Raw genomic sequence first — 21,509 nt, 5'->3', positions numbered from 1 at the left:
TTCGCGTACTTACAAGTTGTAACCGCGTTCGTTGTGTTGCGCCAGATCGAGGCCGACAGCCTCTTCTTCGTCGGTGACCCGCAGACCCATGACAGCGTCCAGGACCTTGAGAATGACGTAGGTGACGATCGCGGTGTAGATCACCGTGAAGCCCACGCCTTTGCACTGAATCCAGACTTGAGCGGCGATGTCGGTGACTGTGCCGAAGCCACCCAGGGACGGTGCAGCGAACACACCGGTCAGGATCGCGCCGAGGATACCGCCGATACCGTGCACGCCGAAGGCGTCCAGGGAGTCGTCGTAGCCCAGTTTGCGTTTCAGGGTAGTGGCGCAGAAGAAGCACACCACGCCTGCCGCCAGGCCGATGACCAGGGCGCCCATCGGGCCCACGGTGCCGGCAGCCGGGGTGATGGCGACCAGACCGGCCACAACACCCGAAGCAATACCCAGTGCACTTGGCTTACCGTGGGTGACCCACTCGGCGAACATCCAGCCCAGCGCCGCAGCCGCGGTAGCAATCTGGGTGACCAGCATCGCCATACCGGCAGTGCCGTTGGCCGCAGCGGCGGAACCTGCGTTGAAGCCGAACCAGCCAACCCACAACATGGCTGCACCCACCAGGGTATAACCGAGGTTGTGAGGTGCCATTGGCGTGGTCGGGAAGCCTTTACGCTTGCCGAGTACCAGGCACGCCACCAAGCCAGCCACACCGGCGTTGATGTGCACCACGGTGCCGCCCGCGAAGTCGAGCACGCCCCAGTCCCACATCAGGCCGCCGTTGCCGGACCAGACCATGTGCGCAATCGGTGCGTAAACCAGGGTGAACCACACGCCCATGAAGATCAGCATNGCGGAGAACTTCATACGCTCAGCGAAAGCACCGACGATCAGCGCAGGCGTAATGATGGCGAACGTCATCTGGAAGGTGACGAACACCGCCTCAGGGAACAGCGCCGCAGGGCCGGTAAGGCTCGACGGCGTGACACCGGCGAGGAATGCCTTGCCCATGCCACCGAAGAACGAGTTGAAGTTGACGACGCCCTGCTCCATGCCGGTGGTGTCGAACGCNATGCTGTAGCCATAAACGAACCACAAGATAGTGATCAAACCGGTGATGGCGAAGCACTGCATCATCACGGAAAGAATGTTTTTGGAGCGAACCATACCGCCGTAGAACAGCGCCAGGCCTGGAATGGTCATGAACAGCACCAGCGCGGTGGACGTAAGCATCCACGCCGTGTCGCCGGAATTGAGGACTGGAGCAGGGACTGGGTCCGCCGCCAATGCCAAGGCCGGCATTACGAGGGACAACAGGGCTCCTAGCCCTGCGAATTTACGCAGAGTCATATTGTTTTCTCCTGGGGCGTTGGGGGTTTGGCGGCTTAGATTGCGTCGGTATCGGTTTCGCCGGTACGGATGCGAATAGCCTGTTCCAGATTGACCACGAAGATCTTGCCGTCACCGATCTTGCCGGTGTTGGCCGCCTTGGTTATCGCCTCGATAACACGGTCAAGATCCTTGTCGTCAATGGCGACATCAATCTTCACCTTCGGCAGAAAATCGACCACGTATTCCGCGCCACGATACAGCTCGGTATGACCCTTCTGCCGACCGAAGCCCTTGACCTCAGTAACGGTAATGCCCTGCACGCCGATCTCGGACAACGACTCGCGTACATCGTCCAACTTGAACGGCTTGATGATGGCAGTGACTAGCTTCATGAAAACTCTCTCCCGAATTGGTGGACTTGCCCCAGGAAAACAAACCCGTCTCAAGTCTAAGCGCAGTGCCTGGCTTTGTAACGCGTCGTCGCCTCGGGATTGCCCGTCCGACGCCAGCTAACCGCTCCTCACGAAACAACTCCCCCGTTCCGCTTGGCGCACTGCATTCGTCACAGCGACTGCATCAGTGCATGGGTTACTACTGACTAAGCAGAAAGCTTGCCATCTCGCCAAAACCCACTGAATTCAATCCTTTGGCCGCTGCCAACAGCCACTTCCCTCAAATGGCCCGACGGATACGCACAACAACAGTGCGCGGCCGTCCGTCCACATGCGCGAAAAGCGTGCATCCCTGCTGTCGGAATTGACTATAGACACTGCGTGATACACTGCCCGCCATTGTTGACNGGACATTTCCCATGCTCGCGCCCAAAGACCTTCTCGACGCCCTGAGCGGCCACGCCTCTCGCCTTTTCAGCGGCGANACCCCGNTGCCGCAAAACGAAATCGAAAGCCAGTTCAAAGCGTTGCTGCAAAGCGGCTTCAGCAAGCTCGACCTGGTGAGCCGGGAAGAGTTTGACAGCCAGATGGTCGTACTGGCCCGCACCCGTGCGCGGCTGGAAAGCCTCGAAGCGAAGGTTGCCGAGCTGGAAGCGAAGCTCAATCCCCCAACCGAATAACACCGCAATTCCCTGTGGGAGCGGGCTTGCCCGCGATAGCGTCACCTCGGTCTCCAGCCATCCCACACTGGATCGACCACTTCTGTAGGAACTGCCGAAGGCTGCAATCTCCTGATCTGTCGCCCCGCCACCATCTCGGCAACGTCCTACAAAGATCACCACCGCCGTCCGATAGCGCCGCGAAGCCCAGGTTCCTAAGCTCATCCCCAGCTGAATATTCAGCACTGGGTTTGGCGACCTGGAAGCTTAAGGCGTACAACAACCATCGACGGCGNCATGGCGGCTGTGCGTGGGAGACCTTCGGGTCTGCCGGGTTCCTTTTGCNCCGGTTCGCCAACCCGCGTACAGCTGCCACCCANTTGTTTGGCGACGATTGACGGCAGCCTCTTTAGCAAAAGGAGCTGTATTAATGAGTTGCGATAACGCTTATCTAATCCCTCACGTCTTCACCCGCCACAAACTCCACCTCCACGCGCTGTTGATCGAAAACCAGCCTTGGTTCAGCGCCCGAGACCTGGGCCGTCTCCTTCGCCTTTTCCTCGACGAACGCGCCGTCAGAAAGCTCGATCCCGATCAACACCAATTCGCGCGAGTCGTCATCTACGGCACCATCGAAAACACCCTGCTGATCAGCGAGTCCGGCGTCTACGCATTACTGGTCTACCACTACTGCCCCGAATACCGAGGCCTGCGCGAATGGCTGACCCACGACGTAGTGCCAGCCCTCAGAGATGCCCAACAACCGGCAACAAGCGAACGGCCGATCCTGAGCCTGCTGAACTGGCCAGAGATGTCGCTGAGTTTGCTGCACTGGAATAACCAGCCGTGGATTCGGTTGCAGGATGTTCCGCACATGCTGGCGGATGGTGAACGGCCGCAACGTTTGGTCAATGCACCGTGGTGGAAGCGAGCTTCGCGGATGTTGCAATCGCTTTAACAACCAATAGCACTACACAAACTGCATATGCATGTCTTCTGGCAGCATTAGCCCACAGCTAACGCTGTCATTTCCTACATTTGAAAACTTTTAATCTAACGCCCTTCCGCTAGATCAGCACTGACACAACGCTGTTGCATCACGATGTCGTTGACCACATTTAACGGTTCGTTCAACGAATGGGCGAAAGCTGACTCTGAAATGCCCAACGGTTCAAGAAACTCCTCCTGAATAATCTCAGCACCGTGAGTGTATCCGTTGAGGATGTGCAGGCCTTGGCCTCACCGAAGCCTGCACATAAAAATCCGCTTCCTCAAGGCGGTTTTTTTTCGCCTTCGATTCAGCTTTCGCCGCCGTCCTTCATAGATCCAGGCAACGTCCTACAACAACCTCATCCCGCGGCTGATTACGTCGGCATTCCACACTCGCTTACGCTTCATCCCCAGATAGACACTCGCAACATCCAGTGAAAGTTTGTCGCCTCATTCGCCACGCCGAAACCCAACGCCCCAACTACCCTTAAAAAACCGCAGGAAGCGGTTCCCGTAAAAGCTCAAGGAACGACCATGTCCCTCTCCATCGTCCACAGCCGCGCCCAGATTGGCGTGGATGCGCCCGCCGTTACCGTAGAAGTCCATCTGGCCAACGGTCTGCCGTCATTGACGATGGTCGGTTTGCCCGAAGCGGCAGTGAAGGAAAGCAAGGACCGGGTGCGTAGCGCGATCATCAACTCGGGGCTTCAATTTCCTGCACGGCGTATCACCCTGAATCTCGCTCCAGCTGATTTGCCGAAGGACGGCGGACGATTCGATCTGGCGATCGCCCTGGGGATTCTGTCCGCCAGCGTGCAGGTGCCGACATTGACGCTGGATGACATTGAATGCCTGGGAGAATTGGCGCTGTCAGGCGCGGTACGTGCCGTGAGGGGCGTGTTGCCGGCTGCGCTGGCCGCACGCAAGGCCGGGCGCTCGCTGATNGTGCCTCGGGCCAATGCCGAGGAAGCGTGCCTGGCGTCNGGGTTGAAGGTGTTTGCCGTGGATCACTTGCTGGAAGCCGTTGCGCACTTCAATGGACATACACCGGTTGAACCCTACGTTTCCAATGGCTTGCTCTACGCCAGCAAACCCTATCCGGACTTGAATGAGGTGCAGGGGCAAATCTCGGCCAAGCGCGCATTGCTGATTGCGGCGGCCGGGGCTCATAACCTGCTGTTTAGCGGACCGCCCGGGACTGGTAAAACGCTGTTGGCGAGCCGTTTGCCGGGTTTGCTTCCACCGCTCGCCGAAAACGAGGCGCTGGAAGTCGCCGCCATTCAATCCGTCACCAGTTGCGTGCCCTTGAGTCACTGGCCGCAACGACCATTCCGCCAGCCCCATCACTCGGCTTCCGGTCCTGCATTGGTGGGTGGGGGTTCAAAACCACAACCCGGGGAAATCACCCTCGCCCACCATGGTGTGCTGTTTCTGGATGAANTNCCGGAGTTCGATCGCAAGGTATTGGAGGTTTTAAGGGAGCCGCTGGAATCCGGCCACATCGTCATTTCCCGCGCCAAGGACCGCGTGAGGTTTCCGGCACGCTTTCAATTGGTGGCCGCAATGAATCCATGCCCCTGTGGATATCTTGGCGAACCCAGCGGCAAATGCAGTTGTACACCGGACATGGTCCAGCGTTATCGCAACAAATTGTCTGGGCCGCTGCTGGACCGGATCGACCTGCACCTGACCGTAGCGCGGGAAGCCACGGCATTGAATCCTGCGCCCAAACCGGGTGATGACACTGCCACTGCTGCGGAACTGGTCGCCGACGCCAGGGAGCGTCAAAACAAGCGTCAAGGCTGTGCCAACGCATTCCTTGATTTGCCGGGACTGCGTCGACACTGCAAGTTATCCACAACTGACGAAGTGTGGCTGGAAACTGCTTGCGAGCGTTTGACCTTGTCACTCAGGTCGGCCCACCGTCTGCTCAAGGTTGCGCGAACCTTGGCAGACCTTGAACAGGTCGATGGCATCACCCGCGAACATCTGGCGGAGGCATTGCAGTATCGGCCAAGCACAAACTGACGAAAGTCATTCCTTGGTGAGATCAACCAACGGCTTCAGAGAGAGCGTCAGTAATACATGAAGTTACTAAGAAGTCATTGGATCAGATTCGGCTATTGCCTGATAAGCATTGCTATCGTATGGGCGGCGCTATTGCAGCAGGAAATTGTTGTTGGCTCTCCGACAACCCTGAACAACTTTTCCTACATTGGCACAGTCATTACGATCGTCGCGCTAATCATTTCAATATCCGAAGTTCTGCACAGTGTTCGTTACTCACGCAGCATCAGTGCTGAAGCCAACAGAATACTCAAGGACGCAAAAGCTGTAGAGGGCGCCTCGGCCGTCAGTGAATGCATTGCGACGCTCAATGAAGCAGCAGGTTATGTGGACACCGAAAACTATCCATTGGCGCTGAAGTGCTATCAGCATTTCAGGATTCTGTTTGCCAAAATACCCGGTACAGGTCAGGAGTTCGAAAGGATTGACAATATCCTTGGAGAAACTGAAATCACCATCAGAAAAGGGGTTTTCGCGACGGCAAACGCTCCGCTCGAAAAGCCGATCAGAATCCTTCTTCACCACAATCTTGAAAACATCAAAGAAAACCTCGAAAAGGTTAACCCGGCCAGAGGGCGTCAATATGCTACCGCCTAGATTTCTCGATTTCATCAAAGCACTCACCGCGAGAACGGAGAGAGGCGAATTCTCCTGGAGTTATGACGACAACAACTCGTTTGTGAAACTCAAGGAAAAGGACTTTTCTCTTTCATTGCGTTACAGCTTCAACGCCGACGAGAAATATGCGGAGTACGTTATCTATTACATCGATGAGATCGGAAATAAGGAGCATCGGTTTTATACCAACCAAACCTGGAACGACTTCGATTTCATCCGGCGCCTGTTTGATGCGGCACAAGCGTCAGAAATGAGACGGCATCACCCGCGAACATCTGGCGGAGGCATTGCAGTATCGGCCAAGCACAAACTGACGAAAGTCATTCCTTGGTGAGATCAACCAACGGCGTCTGCCTTACCTCAGTCTCCCGCCCACCCTGAATCTCACTCACCCGCTTCAGCGCCTTATCCACAGCCCCCTTATCCGCCAACAAGCTGTAATGGATCTGAAACTGCCTCTGCTCTTTCACCCCAATCATCGGCACCAACCCAATCGGCCGCTGATACCGACGGTTATAGGAAAAACTCGTCCCAGGCTCCAACCCGGTCACGTACCCCTGCCCTTGCGTATCCGTGTTCTTCCACAACGAAAACACCGGCAACTGCTGCGTATTGAACCCAACCGACACCCCAAGGCTCCCGGCTTTGTTATGCAACACGGTCAGCGTGTCGCCCTTGGCATCGCCATAAGGCACGACGTTGTAAACCGTCTCGTCGTAGTCCTTGGTCGGTGCACGGTAAGTCTGCCAATCCGGCAAATCCCCTTTGGCCTTGTCGTTGAACGGCGACACCTGTTTAACCGGCGCCGCAAATCGCGCGCCCTGTTCCAGAAATGGCGTGCTGAAGTTGCTGTGGTACAGCGCCTGGTATTCCTTCGGATAGTCGCCGTTGTTGGTCAACGTGTCGTTCAGGGCAAACGCTACGCTGCCGGGCTCAGTGACCAGTTCGGTCACTACCGAGAAGTCGACTTTCTTGAACGCCTGCTCTTTAAGCTCGCCACGCAGGCTGATGGCGTAAGGCGGTTTTTCGTCGATGTGCAGGGTGACTTTACTGGCCGGGATGTTGGCGGCGCGGCCATGCAGGGTCAGCAGTTCGCCGTTGTCCATGCCGGGGTGGCCGACCCATTCGTAGCCGCAGCGAGCGACCAGTTCGTTGAAGCCTTCGAGCCAGCCCAGTCCGCCGCGGCCGTTGAGTTCGATGAAGGACGGATTGACCACGTCCTTGACCGGCGAATCCCAGCCCATCCGCACATCGCCGACCGACGCTTGCAGGACGTTCATGCCGCGAGTCGGCACCACCGAGAGTTTCAGCGTGCCGTTATCGATGTCGACGATATTGACGCCCTCTTGCCGGCCTCCGTGCAAGGTGCGCAGGGTCACGGAGAAAGGTTTGCCGGTTTTGACGCCGAGTTGCTGGCTGGTGATCTGCCAGTTTTGTGCAGCCTTGTCGGTATCGAGCAGCACGTAATCCCAAGCCATGGCGTGGGAGGCAGCGGTCAGCGTGCCGAGGGCGACGGCGAATTTGAGCGGAGTCATGAGGGAAGCCTTTCTTGGAGTTGTGCATTTTTTATAGCGCTGATGAAACGATTCAGCAAGCTTAAAAAAGCGGACGTCCGAGTCTTCCCAAATCAATTCACATTGACCTCATGCAACCTCCGCACACTTACGCTAGTCTCATACGGTTTTGGACCTCCGCTGATTGACGGCGACATCATAATGCCATTAAGGTCGCCAGCTAATTGCAGGAGCAAGAACAGACGTCTTTGTCTGTCATTTTTGCGCAACGGAACATATGGAGTTTGAATGCGCGGGGCACTATTACGCAGCGGTAAGAGCGGGTCATTCACAGCCCTGGGCGAAACAGGTCAACCGGTCTACCGGGCAGCCCTGCAATTGCGCGAAGCCATTCGCCGCAAGAACCCCGATATGGTCGATCACCTGGCCATTCCTCAAAGCGATGAACTCGGCAACCAGATCGATTGGTACAGCGGTCTCGACGGCGATGTGATCCCGTGGAGCAGCGCGACCGAAGAAGAACGCGCACCGGCCCGTCGCCAACTTGAAGCCCTGAAGACTGCGCTCGATGAATTGAGCCAGCGTTTCCTGGGCACGGACCCGGCCGAACAGCAGCAAGGCGACAAAGCCGTGTTCGGCAAGCTGCTCAAGCGCGTGATTCATTTCCCTGACGAAAACTTCGTTTATCTGGTGCAAGGCAAACCGGTGCTGACCTTCTGGGGTTTCGAGCACGCTGGTACCGGCAATCGCGATCCCCTGCACTGCCTTTATCAGGTTCCGCCTGTGTTCACGCTGCCCCCCGTGGTCGAAGAACCGGTGGTGGCGCCGGTCGTGCCGGTAGTGGCTCGTCCATGGTGGCGTCGCTGGTGGTGGCTATTGCTGCTGCCGTTCCTGTTGCTGCTGTTGTGGCTGTTGCTCGGCCTGCGCGGGTGCGTGCCGATTCCGTTGGTGGCGGTGGACTTGCTGCCTGAGGGCATCGTGCCGGTGGAAAAACAGCTGGAAGAGCCGCAACTGACCGGTAATGCCACAACGCTGAATGGCGTTCCCGTGACCGGCACGGTCGCAGGTTCCACCACAGGCACCGCCGTGACCGGCACCCAAGGCGCGGAAGCGCCGGCGCTCGCTGGCAACGAAGCAGACGCCGCGACTGCCGGCATCACGCAAGACCCGGCCGCCGAATCCCCGACCACGCCAACCGCACCACCCGAAGCCGAAGCCAAAACCGAGGCGCCGGCCGTCACACCGCCCGACGCGCAAAAATCCGCCGCCGCAGCCGCAACCACAAAACCGGGCCCGGCCTTGAGCATTCCGCCTGACGCCGCCGACGGCGCCGCCAAGTTCCTCGACGGTCAGTACCGCGCCGGTGCCGGCATTCAGGATCGCCGGACCGGCAAGCCGCTGCGCCTGGAATACCAGCTCAAGGACGGTAAGGGCGAAGTCACCGTCCACCAGGCCGACGGCACGAAGTGCAGCGGGCCGGTGAGCGCTACCATGAAAGGTGGCAGCCTCGCTATCGACAGCCAGGGCCAGGCCGTGTGCGGCGATGGCAGCACTTACGACATGCCCAAGGTCAACTGCCGCAAAGGGGCGACCACGGTCGCGGACTGCACCGGCGGTTACGGTAAAGAACAATTCCCCATGTCCATGCGGCAAATGGGCGAATAAGACTGGAATAACCCGACATGTTGCCTGAAGTCACCCAATTCGAAGACACCGTCACGCTCGTCAGTGACACCGGTATCCAGTTTATGGATTTCGCCCTGCGCCTGGATCCCCGCAAGGAACCGGCGGGCGAGTTCGCGCCGATGATCAGCGGGCTGATCTGCCGGCTGATGTACAACGAAGAGAAAGACTTCTACTTCTACGAGCCCGAACCGGAAAAGGTCGAGAAGGCCAAACCAGCGTTCAGCGTCGACATGAAAAGCAGCCTCGAGCTGCTGGACGGTGTCTGGTTGCCGACGCCATTTTTCCGCTTCATGCCGCCGCACCGCTTCGACGAAGGCCCGACCAACTGGTCGCGGATGCGCCTGGTGAAACTGGCCACGCCCGACATCGACGGCAACACCCATCGCCTGACGATGGCGTTCGACAGCCGCGTCATGCCCAAGCGTGACGGCACCGCTTACCTGGCACCGAACGAAGAAGACATCAGCTCCGGCGTGTCCTTCAAACTGGCGACCAAGGCCAGCGAAACCCGTTGGTTCCTGGCCCAGCCGTGGGTCAACGAATGGCTGCTCGAAGTGTTCAACGAAGGCAATGCCCATCGTTCGCGCGAAGAGCTGGACATCGACATCCGCGCCAACCATCACCTGGCGCACTACCTCAACCTGCTGAGCCTGTTGAGCACGCCGTCCGCGGCAGCGCAGTCGACCGCCAGGCCGAAGGTGGAAATCCCTGAGCTGAAAGTGGTCGCCAACGACAGCAATGGCCTGGTCAAACCGATTCCGGTGGACCTGGTGCTGGACGTCGGCAACTCGCGCACCTGCGGCATCCTGATCGAGAACCACGGTCAGGCCGGCTCCGGGCTGAAGCAGAATTACGTGCTGGAACTGCGCGACCTGATCACCCCCGAACACACCTACAACCTGCCGTTCGAAAGCCGCGTGGAGTTTGCCCAGGCGTATTTCGGCAAGGACCACTGCTCGGTCAAGAGCGGCCGTCACGATGCGTTCCAGTGGGCCACGATCGCCCGCGTCGGCAACGAGGCCAGCCGGCTGGCCAGCCGTCGTCGCGGCACCGAAGGCTCGACGGGGCTGTCCAGCCCGAAACGTTACCTGTGGGATGAAAACGCCTACGGCCACGGCTGGCGTTTCAACTGCTCCTACATCAAGACCGACAACGAGCCCTACGCCACCGCCGCGCCGTTCTCGCACCTGATCAACGAAACCGGCGAGGCGCTCTACAGCCTCGAAGAAGACGATCGTCTGCCGGTGTTCATGCCGCGTTACTCGCGCAGCTCGCTGATGACCTTCATGCTCGCCGAGGTGCTGGCCCAGGCACTGTCGCAAATCAACAGCCCGGCCCAACGCTCGCGCCAGGGTCACACCCGCGTACCGCGCCAGCTCAACAGCATTACCCTGACCGTGCCGCCGGGCATGCCGCAAGCCGAGCGCAGCATCCTCAACGAACGCATGCAGCAGGCCATCGGCCTGGTCTGGAAAAGCCTCGGCTGGCACGCCGGCGAGGAAGACCCGCATCAGGATCAGGCCGTCAGCCCGCGCACGCCGATCCCGAGCATCCGCGTGGAATGGGACGAAGCCTCCTGCGGCCAGTTGGTGTACCTGTACACCGAGGTCAACGAGAACTTCGCCGGTCACCCGGAAGAGTTTTTCGACACCATCGCCCGCCCGGACAAGACCGACCGCGAACGCATCACCCTGGCGACCATCGACATCGGCGGCGGCACCACCGACCTGGTCATCACCGACTATCGCCTCGACCGCGCCGGCAACACCGGCAGCGGCAGCAACGTGCACATCGTGCCCGAGCAGCGTTTTCGCGATGGCTTCAAAGTGGCCGGCGACGACATCCTGCTGGACGTGATCCAGGACTTCATCCTGCCGAGCTTCGAAAAAGCTTTGCAGAACGCCGGCGTGAAAGCCCCGGATTCGCTGATGTCGCGGCTGTGCGGCGACGAATCGGTCAGCGCTCAGGACATGATCCTGCGCCAGCAACTGAACCTGCAGGTGTTCGCGCCGCTGGGCCTGGCGTTGCTCAAGGCTTACGAGTATTACGATCCGCAGGTCCCGCAGGAGGTCACCCCGCAAAGCTACCGCCAATTGCTGGGCGACAACGCGATCAGCCAGACCGTGCTCGACTACGTCAACGCCGCCGTGCGCCGTGATGTCGGGGGGCAGAGTGGTTTCGACCTGTACGAATCGCTGATCGGCTTCGACCTGCAAAAGCTCCACGCCGCGTTCCTCAACGATCAGATCAATATCACCAAGATCCTCGGCGCGCTCTGTGAAGTGGTCGCGCATTACCCGTGCGACGTCCTGCTGCTGACTGGCCGCCCTTCGCGTCTTCCGGGCATCCAGGCGTTCATTCGCAAGGTGCTGCCGCTGCCACCGGGGCGCATTCTGGCGCTGCAAAACTACCGCACCGGCGGCTGGTACCCGTTCCATAAGAACGGCCGCATCGACGACCCGAAAAGCACCGCTTCGGTGGGCGCGATGCTGTGCCTGTTGTGCGCCAACCACAGCGTGCCGAACTTCTACTTCCGCTCTTCGGCGCTCAAGCCGTATTCGACGGTCAAGCACATCGGCGTCATCGACCTGAATAACGTGATCAAGGATGCCGACGTGCTGTACCGCGACATCCAGTCCGAAGACTACAAAATCAAGTTGCCGGAAATTGGCACTGGCGATGACGCCGATACGCCGCAACTGGAAATGCGCGGCGACCTGCGCCTCGGCTTCCGCCAGTTGGCCGCTGATCGCTGGGCCGCTTCGCCGCTGTACACCCTGCGGTTCACCAAGGCCGGCCGGGAAAAGTTCTCCCGTGCGATCGGGGAAAACGGCAGTGCACCGCTGCTCAAGGTGCGCTTCGAAGTCAAAGCCGCCGACAAATACACGCGCAAGCAGGATCTGGTCAGCGACCGCCTCTCGGTACGCGATATCGAATCCAACAGTAACAACGTCAACTTCAACCCGCGCAGCGACCTCGAGCTGGAACTCAATACCATGCTCGACGCCGGCCTGAGCGAGACCAAGTACTGGCTCGACAGTGGAAGTGTGAAACGCAAATGAATGACCTGACCCCCGAACAAACTCAGCTATCCGCCAGTTGGGCCGCTGTTTATGAAGGTGCCGGTCAGGCGCTGGAATGGATTGGCCAGACGCGCGGCAACGCGCCACGTCTGGACAGCGAAGCCGACAACCTGAACATTCGCCTGCACCGCGCCCGCAACCTGGCTCACAGCCTCGGTCGCGTGGCCTGCACGCCGATGACCATTGGTTTTTTTGGCTTGTCCCAGGCCGGTAAGTCCTACCTGATTTCGGCGCTTGCGGCCGGTCAGAACGGCAAACTGGAAACCGATTTCGGTGGCCAGCGCCTGGACTTCATCAAGCACATCAACCCGGTGGGTGGCGGCAAGGAGGCTACCGGCCTGGTGACGCGCTTCAGTCGCCGCGCCACGCCGAGCCAGGATCCGCAGTTCCCGGTCGAGCTGACGCTGTTCAAGGAAATCGAGCTGGCGAAGATTCTCGCCAACTCCTGGTTCAAGGACTTCGACCTTGAGCGGATCTCCTACGAGATCGACGAAGAGCGCATCCAGCGCGTACTGAAACCGTTTGAAGGCCGCGAGACAGGGGCGCTGCAACCGGGCGTCAGCGCCGACGATCTGGTGTCGCTGTGGGATTACCTGCGCGACAACTTCCGCAACTCGGTGAAGAAGCTTGAGCACCTGTATTGGCCGACGGCGTTGCAACTGGCGCCACGCCTGAATTTCCAGGAGCGTGCCGAGCTGTTCTCCATCCTCTGGGGTGAGCAGAGCGAGCTGACGCGCGTTTACCAGCAATTGGCCGGCGCGCTGCACAAGCTGGGCCTGCCCGAGACCGTCTTCGCGCCATTGAAGGCCTTGGTGAGTTTCGAAAACGACACCTACAGCCAGCGCGACAGCATCATGAACGTCGACATCCTCGAGCGCTTCGGCAGCCCGCAGGATTTGCCGATCGACGTGCGGCCCCGGGTCGACGGACGCCTGCAAAACAGTCAGGGCATCCCGGTCGCGCAACTGGCGGCACTGACCGCCGAGATGACTTTCGGTTTGATCGAAGCCCCGGCGGACGACATCGTCAACCAGGTCGACTTGCTGGACTTCCCCGGTTATCGCGGGCGCAAGAAGCTGCACGAGATCGCCAACTCCAGTGACCCGGAATCCGCCACCAAGGACAACTCCGTCTCGCAGTTGATTCTGCGTGGCAAGGTCGCTTACCTGTTCGAACGTTACACCGACAACCAGGAAATGAACGCGCTGGTGGTCTGCACCGGCTCGACCAAACAGAGCGACGTCAATGACGTCGGCCCGGTGCTGACGCGCTGGATCGAAAAGACTCAAGGCGCCGACGCGGCCGCTCGCAGCAAACGCGACACCGGCCTGATCTGGGCCCTGACCATGCTCGACCTGCGCATCACCAACTCCCTGAGCCTGACGCCTGATCAGTACGACGAGAGTTGGAACGGCATGGTCAAGCTGACCATGCTCGAACGCTTCGGCAGCCTGAGCTGGATGAACGACTGGGCCGGCACGCCGTTCCAGAACACCTTCCTGGTGCGCAAACCGCGCATGGACGCGGCGTTCATCGTGCAAGACGCCAGCAGCGCCGAAACCGGCCTCAACCCTAGCTACCTGGAGCGCGTCGACGCCCTGGGCACAAGCTTTGCCGGCAACGAGCTGGTGTGCAAACACATCAATAATCCCGCCAATGCCTGGAAAGAAATGCTGCGCAACGATGACGGTGGCATCAGCCATTTCAGCGGCAGCTTCAAGGGCGTGGCCAACATCGAATTCAAACTGCAGCGCATCCGCGAGCAGCTCAACGAATGCCTCGAAGGCCTGACCACTCACGGCCTGAGCACCTGGTATCACGCCGACGGTGACGGCGCCGCAGCCGCCAAGAAAGCTCAGGCGCAGATGATTCTGACCGGTCTGGGCCGTCGCCCGGCCGTACTCGGTGAGTTCATCGATGAACTCGACATGCCCAGCGAATCGGTACGCGACCTGTACCTCAGCGGTGTGTACGAAACCGACGACGCCCCCGCCGCCAGCGATGAGCCGGCCGCGCCGACACCGAGCCAAAGCCTGTACGGCAACGACGCCGGTTTCGACTTCGATTTCGGCGACGACCTGAGCCACGAAGCGCCGGTCAGCAGCAAAACCGGCACCCCGGCGCCGGAACTGCAAAGCAACGAACACCGCTTCGCCAAAGCCGCGTTCAAGGCCTGGATTGCACACCTGCGCGAACTGACCACCCGGCAAAGCCTGCTCACCCTGCTGGGGCTGGAAAAGGCGTTGATCGAAGCGGTGGTCGACGAATTGATCACCGCCGGTTATCGCCAGGACTTGCCCGGCCAACTGAGCCGTGCGGTGCTCAAGCGTGCACAAAGCGGCGCGCGGCGCGATCAACTGGTCGAGCGCCAAGTGTTGGAAGTGCAACGCGTGCTGCGCGATTTCGTGTCCTGGTTCGGCTACCTGCAGAAACCGGTCAACGAGCGCCCGAACAGCCGTGCCGGTGCCAAGGCGCCGTTGTTCTCGTTCTATACCGACATCGGTCCGGGACAAGTGCCGGTGTTGCCGCCGCAACCGGCGAACCAGGCGCAGCGGTATCTGGGCGACTGGCTCTCGGGCCTGGCCTACATCACGCAGGACAACGCCGGCCATGGTGCCGGTCGCGAAATCACCCCTGAACAGAATGAACGGCTGGGCCGCGTGCTCACAGCCTTCACAGCGAGATAAGCAATGCCAATTCGTGTCGACCTGCTCGCCTTAGAACCCAACGTGCCTGGCCAGGCGTGCCTCACTGTGAAGAAATGGCAGGGTGGCGAAGAACAGCTGGAGTTTTCCATTCAGCGTAACCAGGACGGTTTCTACCTCCAGGATCAGAAGGCCTGGAGCAACAATCCATTCTGGTTCAAGGTCTCGCGCTTCAGCGTTGCAGCCAGTGGTGAAGCCCTTGAAGCCCAGGTCGGCCCGGAAGTGGTCGATCCGTTGCTCGAAGGCGGCGCCAATTCGCAATTCATGATCGAGCTGCGCGAACAGAGCCAAGGGCACACCGACAAAGGTGTGGTCCGGCCAGGCGTCGGGTTGCTGCCGTCCACGGCCGGCGGCCAGACGCGTTCGACTTACGGTGGTGCAGACTTGAGCGCACCTGCTGCACCGGAACCCGAGATTCCAGAGCTGCCGGAATTGGTCCTGAACACCGCCGAGCCAGAAATCGAACTGGAATCGGTGCCCAACGAACCCGCCTACACCCCGCCTCCGCCTCCGGTGAAGAAAAGCAACAAAGGCCTCATCGGCCTCGCGCTCGTCGTGCTGTTGCTGGTGGCAGCCGCGGCCGGGTTCTGGTTCTACAAACGCACTCCGGCCCCCGCCCCGGCCATCGCTGCCGCCGCACCGGCGGGTGCCGACGCACAAGCCTGCACCCTCGACAGCATGAACAGCCTGCCCGAGCTGACCTTCGTCCAGACCTGCATCAAGGCTGCGCCCGACAGCGCCAAGTTGCTGGAGATCATCAACGAAGCCAAGGCCGGCAAGCACTGCGGTGTTGCCCAGCGTCTGTACGCCAACCGGGCCCAGGCCGGTGACGCGCTGATCGCCAACGCCTATGCCCGCGAGTACGACCCGAAATACCTGAAAGCCAGTGAGTGCTTCCCGGTCGCGGACAACGCCACCGCCGCCTATTGGTATGAAACGATCCTGACCCAGGACCCGAACAACGCCGAAGCCAAGCAGCGTTTCGAGGAGTTGCAGAAGTGATGCGTTCGCCCCTGAGTCGTTTCCTGCTGAGCAGCGCCGCGCTGTTGGCGCTGTGCATCAGCCCGTTGTCCCAGGCTGAAGACAAACCGCTGATCCAGGCCGGTAAAAAGACCTTGTTCCAGCGCGTGCTGACCACCCCGGGCTGCAAACTCAGCCCGACGGCAGGCGGAGCGGCAGGCGATGAGCAACCGGTGTTCAGCCGCTTTTATGTGTACGAACGTGCGCAAGCAGCCAATGCCGAGTGGCTGAAAGTCGGCCCCGACAGTTACGGCAAAACCATTGGCTGGCTGCCCGCCAGCTGCACCACCGACTGGAAAATGCAGCTGACACTGGCGTTCACCAACCCGGCCAACCGCGACCGGCTGCTGTTCTTCAAGGACCGCGCCACGGTCGAGGGCATCCTTGATGCGCCGGACCCGGTGAGCAAAGTCGCCCCGCTGCGGGCCACGCTGAAAAAGGGCAAGCAAGCACCGGGCGTGCTCGCCGAAGAACCTGAATACTTCGTCGACCTGCAAAAGCAGTTCTACCTGCTGCCGGTCCTCAGCGGCGAAGAAGTCATGACCGAAGGCGGTTTCCGCACGCGTTTGCTCAACGTGGCGTCGGTCAGTAAACCGGATGACAAGAACGCCAAGGGCAGTGCTGCCAACAGCACGGCCGGCGGCAAGGAAGCCGAGGACAAAGCGGCCAGCCAGTTGAAGGAATTCAGTGCGGCGGTGGTGTTTGTCATCGACTCGACGATCTCGATGGACCCGTACATCGACCGCACCCGCGAAGCGATCCGCAAGGTCTATCAGCAGATCGAATCGCAGAACCTCGGCAAGCAGGTCAAGTTCGGCCTGGTGGCGTTCCGCTCCAGCACCCAAGCGGTGCCTGGGCTGGAATACACCACCAAGATGTACGCCGACCCGACTCAGGTGAAGGACAGCTCCGACTTCCTCGCCAAAGTTGCCGACCTCAAACAGGCCAAAGTATCGAGCAGCAGTTTCGATGAAGACGCCTTTGCCGGTGTCATGGAAAGCATCGACAAGGTCGACTGGAGTCAGTTCGGCGCGCGCTACGTGGTGTTGATCACCGACGCCGGCGCCATCGAAGGCGACGACAAGCTGTCGAAAACCGGTTTGAGCGCCTCGCAGGTTCGCCTCGAAGCAGCCAACCCGGGCGTGGCGATTTACACGCTGCACCTGAAAACCCCGGCCGGGATCAAGGACCACGCCAAGGCCGAGGCGCAGTATCAGAACCTGTCGACCTACCCGGGCACCAACACCTCGCTGTATTACCCGGTGAACGCGGGTGACATTCAGGCGTTCGGGCGCAAGGTGGATTCGCTGGCCACCGCGATCACCTCGCAGGTGAAAGCCGCCTACATGGGCGAAGACGCCATTGGCAGCGCGGTGAATGCCAAGCAGGACCCGGCCGAGAAGAAAATGCTCGAAGACGCGGCGCTGATCGGCCACGCCATGCAACTTGCCTATCTGGGCGAGAAGACCAACAGCAAGGCACCGCCAGTGTTCAAGGCGTGGATCACTGATCGTGACCTGATCAAGCAGAACGTCCCGACCACCGACGTGCGGGTGCTGCTGACCAAATCCCAGCTCAGCGACTTGAGCGACGTGATGAAGCAGATCCTCGACGCGGCCAACGAAGGCCTTATCTCGCCGACGGAAATGTTCGAGCGCCTGCGCTCGGTGGCCGCCACCATGGGTGCCGACCCGAACCAGCTCAAGCAGAACGGCAACGCCAAACTGGCCGACATGGGCGTGCTCGGCGAGTACCTCGAAGACCTGCCGTATCAGAGCGAAGTGCTGAACCTGGACGAAGAAACCTGGAAAAGCTGGGATGGCCTGGCGCAGGAGAAATTCATCCGCACGCTCAATACCAAACTGCGGCACTACCAGCGTTACAACGCTGACGTTGACCGTTGGGTGGCATTAGCCAAGGACAGCGATGCGCGGGACAACGTGTACCCCGTGCCACTGGAAATGATGCCTTAACGAGACGCCGATGCTCGATATCAAGAACCTGCTGGTGCGCCGTGGTGAAGGCGCGCTGGCCCATCACGTGCGCCTGCCGCGCTTGCAGATCGGTGCCGGGGAAATCCTCGCCATCACCGGCGAGAGCGGCAGCGGCAAAAGCACCTTGCTCGAAGCCATCGGCCTGTTACTGGCGCCGGTCGAACTCGAGCGTTTTCGGCTGGGCGCAACGCAGGATCAAGACATCGCGCAATTGCTGGCCACCGATGACCAGCCTGCCTTGGCGGCTGTGCGTTCGCGGCACTTGGGGTTCATTTTGCAAAGCGGCGGTTTGCTGCCGTTTTTGAACGTGCGCGACAACATCAGCCTGCCGCGCCGCTTGCTCGGCATGCCGGTCAAGAGCGCGCACATTGATCACGCGGTTGAGGTGCTGCGCCTGCAAGGCTTGCTGGATAAACAGCCTCAAGCGCTGTCGATCGGTGAGCGCCAGCGCGTGGCCTGCGTTCGGGCGATTGCCCATGAACCGCTGCTGCTGTTGGCCGACGAGCCGACCGCGGCACTCGACCCGCACAGCGCCCGGCGGTTGTTCGAATTATTGCTGAGCCTGGTGTCGAGCATGGGCCTGAGTGCGCTCGTTGTGTCCCATGACTGGGCCTTGCTGAAGGATTTCGGCTTGCCGCGACTTGGCGCTATCAGCCGTCAGGGAGAGACTCTGTTTGAACCGATGGACTGACCGCTTGCGCCTGCTCGGAACGCTGGCCCTGCAAGACCTCTGGCACGACCGCAAGGTGTCGTTGTGCATCGCCGCCTCCTTGGTGGCGGTGATCGCGCCGCTGTTGCTGTTGTTCGGTCTCAAACACGGCGTGGTCAGCCAGTTGCAGGACGAACTGCTGCGCGACCCGCGCAACCTTGAAGTGAAGATGCTCAGCAACGGCAACTACGACAGCGCCTGGATCGAGCGGGTGCGCCAGCGTCCCGAGACCGGTTTTGCCCTCGGCCAAACCCGCTCGCTCAACACCCAGGCAGACTTGCTGATGGGCATGCAACGGTTTGTCGAAGGCGCAGAAATCATCGCCACGGAACCCGGCGACCCGCAGTTGAACCTGCCGCAACTCAACCCGACCGGCGATCAAGTGATCCTCAGTGCCCGCGCTGCGCAACGCTTGCAGGCCAAGGTCGGCGACCGCGTGCAACTGCGCGTGTTGCGCCGCTTGGAAGGCGTCAACGAGCGCGGCGAGATGACGCTGACAGTGCTGGCGGTGCTCGACGGTGCGCGTTTCGGCCGCGCGGCCGGGTTTGTCGCCCCGCCGTTGCTGCTGAACCTGGAGCGCTTTCGCGATGGTTATCAGGTCAGCGCATTCGGCATCGAAACTGGCAAGCCGTTGGGTAATCTGCAACCGCTGTATGCCCGCGCCCGCCTCTATGCCCGTGACATCGATCAGGTGGCGCCGCTGGAACGCTGGCTCAACGAACAGCACATCGAAACCTCGAGCCGACTGGCCGACATCGACAACGTCAAAGCCATCAACCATGTGCTGGGGCTGATCTTCGGGGTGATTGCCCTCGCAGCATTGATCGGCTGTGTGGCGTCGATGGTCGGTGCGTTCCTGGCCAACATCGACCGCAAGCGCAAAAGCCTCGCGGTCCTGCGTTTGCTGGGTTTCAAACGCACGGCGGTCGCTGGGTTCGTGGTCCTGCAAGCGCTGGTGCTGAGCCTGGCCGGCTACCTCGGCGGATTAGGCTTTTACGCTGTTGGCAGTCATTTGTTCGACTACCTGCTAGGCAGCAGCCAGGCCACCGGCACCTTTGTCTGCCACATCACACTCTGGCACGGCCTCGCCGCCCTGCTCCTGACCTTTCTGGTCGCTGCACTGGTGGCCGTGATCGGCGCCGTGCGAGCGATCAACATCCAACCTGCGGAGAGTCTGCGTGAGCTATAAACGTTTTGGCTTGCTGTTGCCCTTGAGCCTCGGCTACCTGCTCGACGCTTCGGCGGCGGGCTGGGAAGAGAAGTATTACAACCCGATGCCCGAGGCCAGCGACGTCGTGCTGCCGATGCCGTGCGAAGGCTCGATGGTGTTTCGCAAGGTGTTCATTCCGGTGGCCGGGCCGCTTGACGACTACCCGATCAACATCGGTCAGGACGGCGCGGAATACGGCTATGTCGAACAGACCCGGCCAACGTTCATCGCCGGCAGTTTCACCGGCGCGAAAAATGACAAATCCCGCTACTACCTGATGGCCAAGTACGAGATGAGTCAGCTCCAATACGCCGCGCTGACCGAAGAAACCTGCCCCACCGCCGCCACCAAAATGCGCCTGCCGCAAGTGTCCGTGAGCTGGGTACAAGCCGTCGAAGCGGCTGACAAGTACAACCTGTGGCTGCGCAAAAACGCGGCCGGCAAATTGCCGAAAGAAGATGGTGCGCTGGGCTTCCTGCGCCTGCCGACAGAAGTCGAGTGGGAGTTCGCGGCGCGCGGGGGCCTGGAAGTCGGCGCGGCAGAATTCCGCGATACGCGCTACCCGATGCCCGACGGCATCAACGCCTACGAGTGGTTCGCCGGGGCGCAATCGTCCAACGGCAAACTGCAATTGTCCGGCCTGCAAAAGCCCAATCCATTGGGCCTGCACGACATGCTCGGCAACGTCGACGAGATGATGTTCGAGCCGTTCCGCCTGAACAAACTCGACCGCCAGCATGGTCAGGCCGGTGGCTACGTGGTCCGTGGCGGCAACTACCTGACCGCCCAGGCCGACCTGCGCACCGGTTTGCGCAAGGAAGAGCCGTACTACAACGCCGAAGGCCAAGTGAAAAACAAAACCACCGGCCTGCGTCTGGTGCTGGTCTCGCCGACCCTGACGTCTCGCGAACGTGTCGCCAGCATTGAAAGCAGCTGGAAGAAACTCGGCACCGGCAGCAAGGAAACCGAGTCGGCCGATAAAGGCACCGTTCAGTCGCTGAATACCCTGGCCTCGGGCGTCGAAGACAAGGCGCTCAAGGAAAAGCTTCAGGCGCTGGAAAACCAATTGCGCGCCAGCAACCAGCAGCAGGAAGAAACCCGCGACCAGGCGATCCGCGCCAGCCTCAACCTCGGTGCGTTCCTGTGCACCAAGATGCTCGACGACGGCCAGTACGTGGACTTCTTGCAGAAGAACTACAAGCTGAACTGCGAATCCGCCGATAAAGACGCCAGCTGCGACATGCGCAAAGGCAAGCTCGACGAGCAGAAGGATCGCCTGCACAAACTCAGCCGTTACTACGCCAGCAGCCTGGTGGAATCGGCGACCTTGTACGGCCAGCCGCTGCTGGAAGCGCAGGTCCCGGTGATGGAAGAAATCATCACCCGCAACAAACAGCTGCAAGAACTCAAACCCTATTTGCGCACCCACTGGGCCAATCAGAAGACCTTCCTGCAAAAGCAGAAGATCGACACCGATGCCTGGCTGACCAGCTGCAAAACCGTCACTCAATAACTCACCTCAACAACAACAGC

16 protein-coding genes are annotated in these 21,509 nt (G+C 60.3%); 13 read left to right on the top strand and 3 right to left on the bottom strand.

Features of this window, described 5'->3' with window-relative positions:
* Positions 1-9 precede the first annotated feature (9 nt).
* Entirely contained in the window at positions 10-1,347 is a 1,338-nt protein-coding gene (locus B7L09_RS18300; RefSeq protein WP_094470022.1) for an ammonium transporter, read from the bottom strand.
* Positions 1,348-1,382: 35 nt separating this feature from the next.
* Positions 1,383-1,721 (bottom strand): P-II family nitrogen regulator, encoded by a 339-nt coding sequence (glnK, locus tag B7L09_RS18295; RefSeq protein ID WP_002555808.1) that lies wholly within the window; start codon positions 1,719-1,721, stop codon positions 1,383-1,385.
* A gap of 419 nt (positions 1,722-2,140) precedes the next feature.
* On the opposite strand from glnK, the gene B7L09_RS18290 reads away from it, so the two are divergent.
* The 5 genes from B7L09_RS18290 to B7L09_RS18270 all read left to right on the top strand — a co-directional run bounded on the left by B7L09_RS18290 (position 2,141) and on the right by B7L09_RS18270 (position 6,389).
* The gene (locus tag B7L09_RS18290; protein ID WP_094470021.1) at positions 2,141-2,401 is read left to right on the top strand and encodes an accessory factor UbiK family protein; all 261 of its coding nucleotides are present in this window, start codon (positions 2,141-2,143) and stop codon (positions 2,399-2,401) included.
* A 409-nt stretch (positions 2,402-2,810) separates the two neighbouring features.
* Positions 2,811-3,338, top strand: coding sequence for a BRO-N domain-containing protein (locus tag B7L09_RS18285; RefSeq protein ID WP_094470020.1), 528 nt, complete (start codon positions 2,811-2,813; stop codon positions 3,336-3,338).
* Positions 3,339-3,904: 566 nt separating this feature from the next.
* Positions 3,905-5,398 (top strand): YifB family Mg chelatase-like AAA ATPase, encoded by a 1,494-nt coding sequence (locus B7L09_RS18280; RefSeq protein WP_094470019.1) that lies wholly within the window; start codon positions 3,905-3,907, stop codon positions 5,396-5,398.
* Positions 5,399-5,455: 57 nt separating this feature from the next.
* Positions 5,456-6,034 (top strand): hypothetical protein, encoded by a 579-nt coding sequence (locus tag B7L09_RS18275; RefSeq protein ID WP_010465121.1) that lies wholly within the window; start codon positions 5,456-5,458, stop codon positions 6,032-6,034.
* Positions 6,021-6,389, top strand: a complete 369-nt coding sequence (locus B7L09_RS18270) for a hypothetical protein (RefSeq protein WP_176457727.1) — start codon at positions 6,021-6,023, stop codon at positions 6,387-6,389. Before B7L09_RS18275 ends, B7L09_RS18270 begins: the two co-directional genes overlap by 14 nt.
* Here the strand turns inward: B7L09_RS18270 and B7L09_RS18265 are convergent.
* The gene (locus tag B7L09_RS18265; RefSeq protein WP_094470018.1) at positions 6,376-7,590 is read right to left on the bottom strand and encodes an aldose 1-epimerase family protein; all 1,215 of its coding nucleotides are present in this window, start codon (positions 7,588-7,590) and stop codon (positions 6,376-6,378) included. The two genes, B7L09_RS18270 and B7L09_RS18265, sit on opposite strands and share 14 nt — an antisense overlap.
* 267 nt (positions 7,591-7,857) lie before the next feature.
* On the opposite strand from B7L09_RS18265, the gene B7L09_RS18260 reads away from it, so the two are divergent.
* Genes B7L09_RS18260 through B7L09_RS18225 form a run of 8 tightly spaced genes read left to right on the top strand, consistent with a single transcriptional unit; the run spans position 7,858 to position 21,489 of the window.
* Positions 7,858-9,234, top strand: coding sequence for an SrfA family protein (locus tag B7L09_RS18260; RefSeq protein ID WP_094470017.1), 1,377 nt, complete (start codon positions 7,858-7,860; stop codon positions 9,232-9,234).
* 17 nt (positions 9,235-9,251) lie between these two features.
* Positions 9,252-12,317: a virulence factor SrfB gene (locus B7L09_RS18255; RefSeq protein WP_094470016.1), complete on the top strand. Its 3,066-nt coding sequence runs from the start codon at positions 9,252-9,254 to the stop codon at positions 12,315-12,317.
* Complete coding sequence (locus tag B7L09_RS18250) at positions 12,314-15,025, top strand: putative virulence factor (protein ID WP_094470015.1); 2,712 nt, start codon at positions 12,314-12,316, stop codon at positions 15,023-15,025. Before B7L09_RS18255 ends, B7L09_RS18250 begins: the two co-directional genes overlap by 4 nt.
* A 3-nt stretch (positions 15,026-15,028) precedes the next feature.
* Entirely contained in the window at positions 15,029-16,045 is a 1,017-nt protein-coding gene (locus B7L09_RS18245) for a hypothetical protein (RefSeq protein ID WP_094470014.1), read from the top strand.
* Positions 16,045-18,036: a vWA domain-containing protein gene (locus tag B7L09_RS18240; RefSeq protein ID WP_176457726.1), complete on the top strand. Its 1,992-nt coding sequence runs from the start codon at positions 16,045-16,047 to the stop codon at positions 18,034-18,036. The genes B7L09_RS18245 and B7L09_RS18240 overlap by 1 nt, the downstream gene beginning before the upstream one ends.
* Positions 18,037-18,046: 10 nt before the next feature.
* A complete protein-coding gene (locus B7L09_RS18235; RefSeq protein WP_094470013.1) occupies positions 18,047-18,748 on the top strand; it encodes an ABC transporter ATP-binding protein in 702 nt (233 codons plus the stop codon).
* The gene (locus B7L09_RS18230) at positions 18,732-19,955 is read left to right on the top strand and encodes an ABC transporter permease (protein WP_094470012.1); all 1,224 of its coding nucleotides are present in this window, start codon (positions 18,732-18,734) and stop codon (positions 19,953-19,955) included. Before B7L09_RS18235 ends, B7L09_RS18230 begins: the two co-directional genes overlap by 17 nt.
* Entirely contained in the window at positions 19,945-21,489 is a 1,545-nt protein-coding gene (locus B7L09_RS18225) for an SUMF1/EgtB/PvdO family nonheme iron enzyme (RefSeq protein WP_094470011.1), read from the top strand. Before B7L09_RS18230 ends, B7L09_RS18225 begins: the two co-directional genes overlap by 11 nt.
* The last annotated feature ends 20 nt before the right edge of the window (positions 21,490-21,509 follow it).

The sequence above is a fragment of the Pseudomonas mandelii genome, from assembly GCF_002251635.1.
Lineage (GTDB): Bacteria > Pseudomonadota > Gammaproteobacteria > Pseudomonadales > Pseudomonadaceae > Aquipseudomonas > Aquipseudomonas mandelii_B.
Note: the sequence above shows the minus strand (reverse complement) of the source record. Positions and strands in the feature narration are given on the sequence as shown.

Bases quoted from the DNA above. Each gene is read 5' to 3' on its own strand.
- B7L09_RS18260 (WP_094470017.1), top strand. From the start codon at position 7,858: ATGCGCGGGGCACTATTACGCAGCGGTAAGAGCGGGTCATTCACAGCC.
- B7L09_RS18275 (WP_010465121.1), top strand. From the start codon at position 5,456: ATGAAGTTACTAAGAAGTCATTGGATCAGATTCGGCTATTGCCTGATA.
- B7L09_RS18285 (WP_094470020.1), top strand. From the start codon at position 2,811: ATGAGTTGCGATAACGCTTATCTAATCCCTCACGTCTTCACCCGCCAC.
- B7L09_RS18240 (WP_176457726.1), top strand. From the start codon at position 16,045: ATGCGTTCGCCCCTGAGTCGTTTCCTGCTGAGCAGCGCCGCGCTGTTG.
- B7L09_RS18255 (WP_094470016.1), top strand. From the start codon at position 9,252: ATGTTGCCTGAAGTCACCCAATTCGAAGACACCGTCACGCTCGTCAGT.
- B7L09_RS18245 (WP_094470014.1), top strand. From the start codon at position 15,029: ATGCCAATTCGTGTCGACCTGCTCGCCTTAGAACCCAACGTGCCTGGC.
- glnK (WP_002555808.1), bottom strand. From the start codon at position 1,721: ATGAAGCTAGTCACTGCCATCATCAAGCCGTTCAAGTTGGACGATGTA.
- B7L09_RS18235 (WP_094470013.1), top strand. From the start codon at position 18,047: ATGCTCGATATCAAGAACCTGCTGGTGCGCCGTGGTGAAGGCGCGCTG.
- B7L09_RS18270 (WP_176457727.1), top strand. From the start codon at position 6,021: ATGCTACCGCCTAGATTTCTCGATTTCATCAAAGCACTCACCGCGAGA.
- B7L09_RS18250 (WP_094470015.1), top strand. From the start codon at position 12,314: ATGAATGACCTGACCCCCGAACAAACTCAGCTATCCGCCAGTTGGGCC.
- B7L09_RS18265 (WP_094470018.1), bottom strand. From the start codon at position 7,590: ATGACTCCGCTCAAATTCGCCGTCGCCCTCGGCACGCTGACCGCTGCC.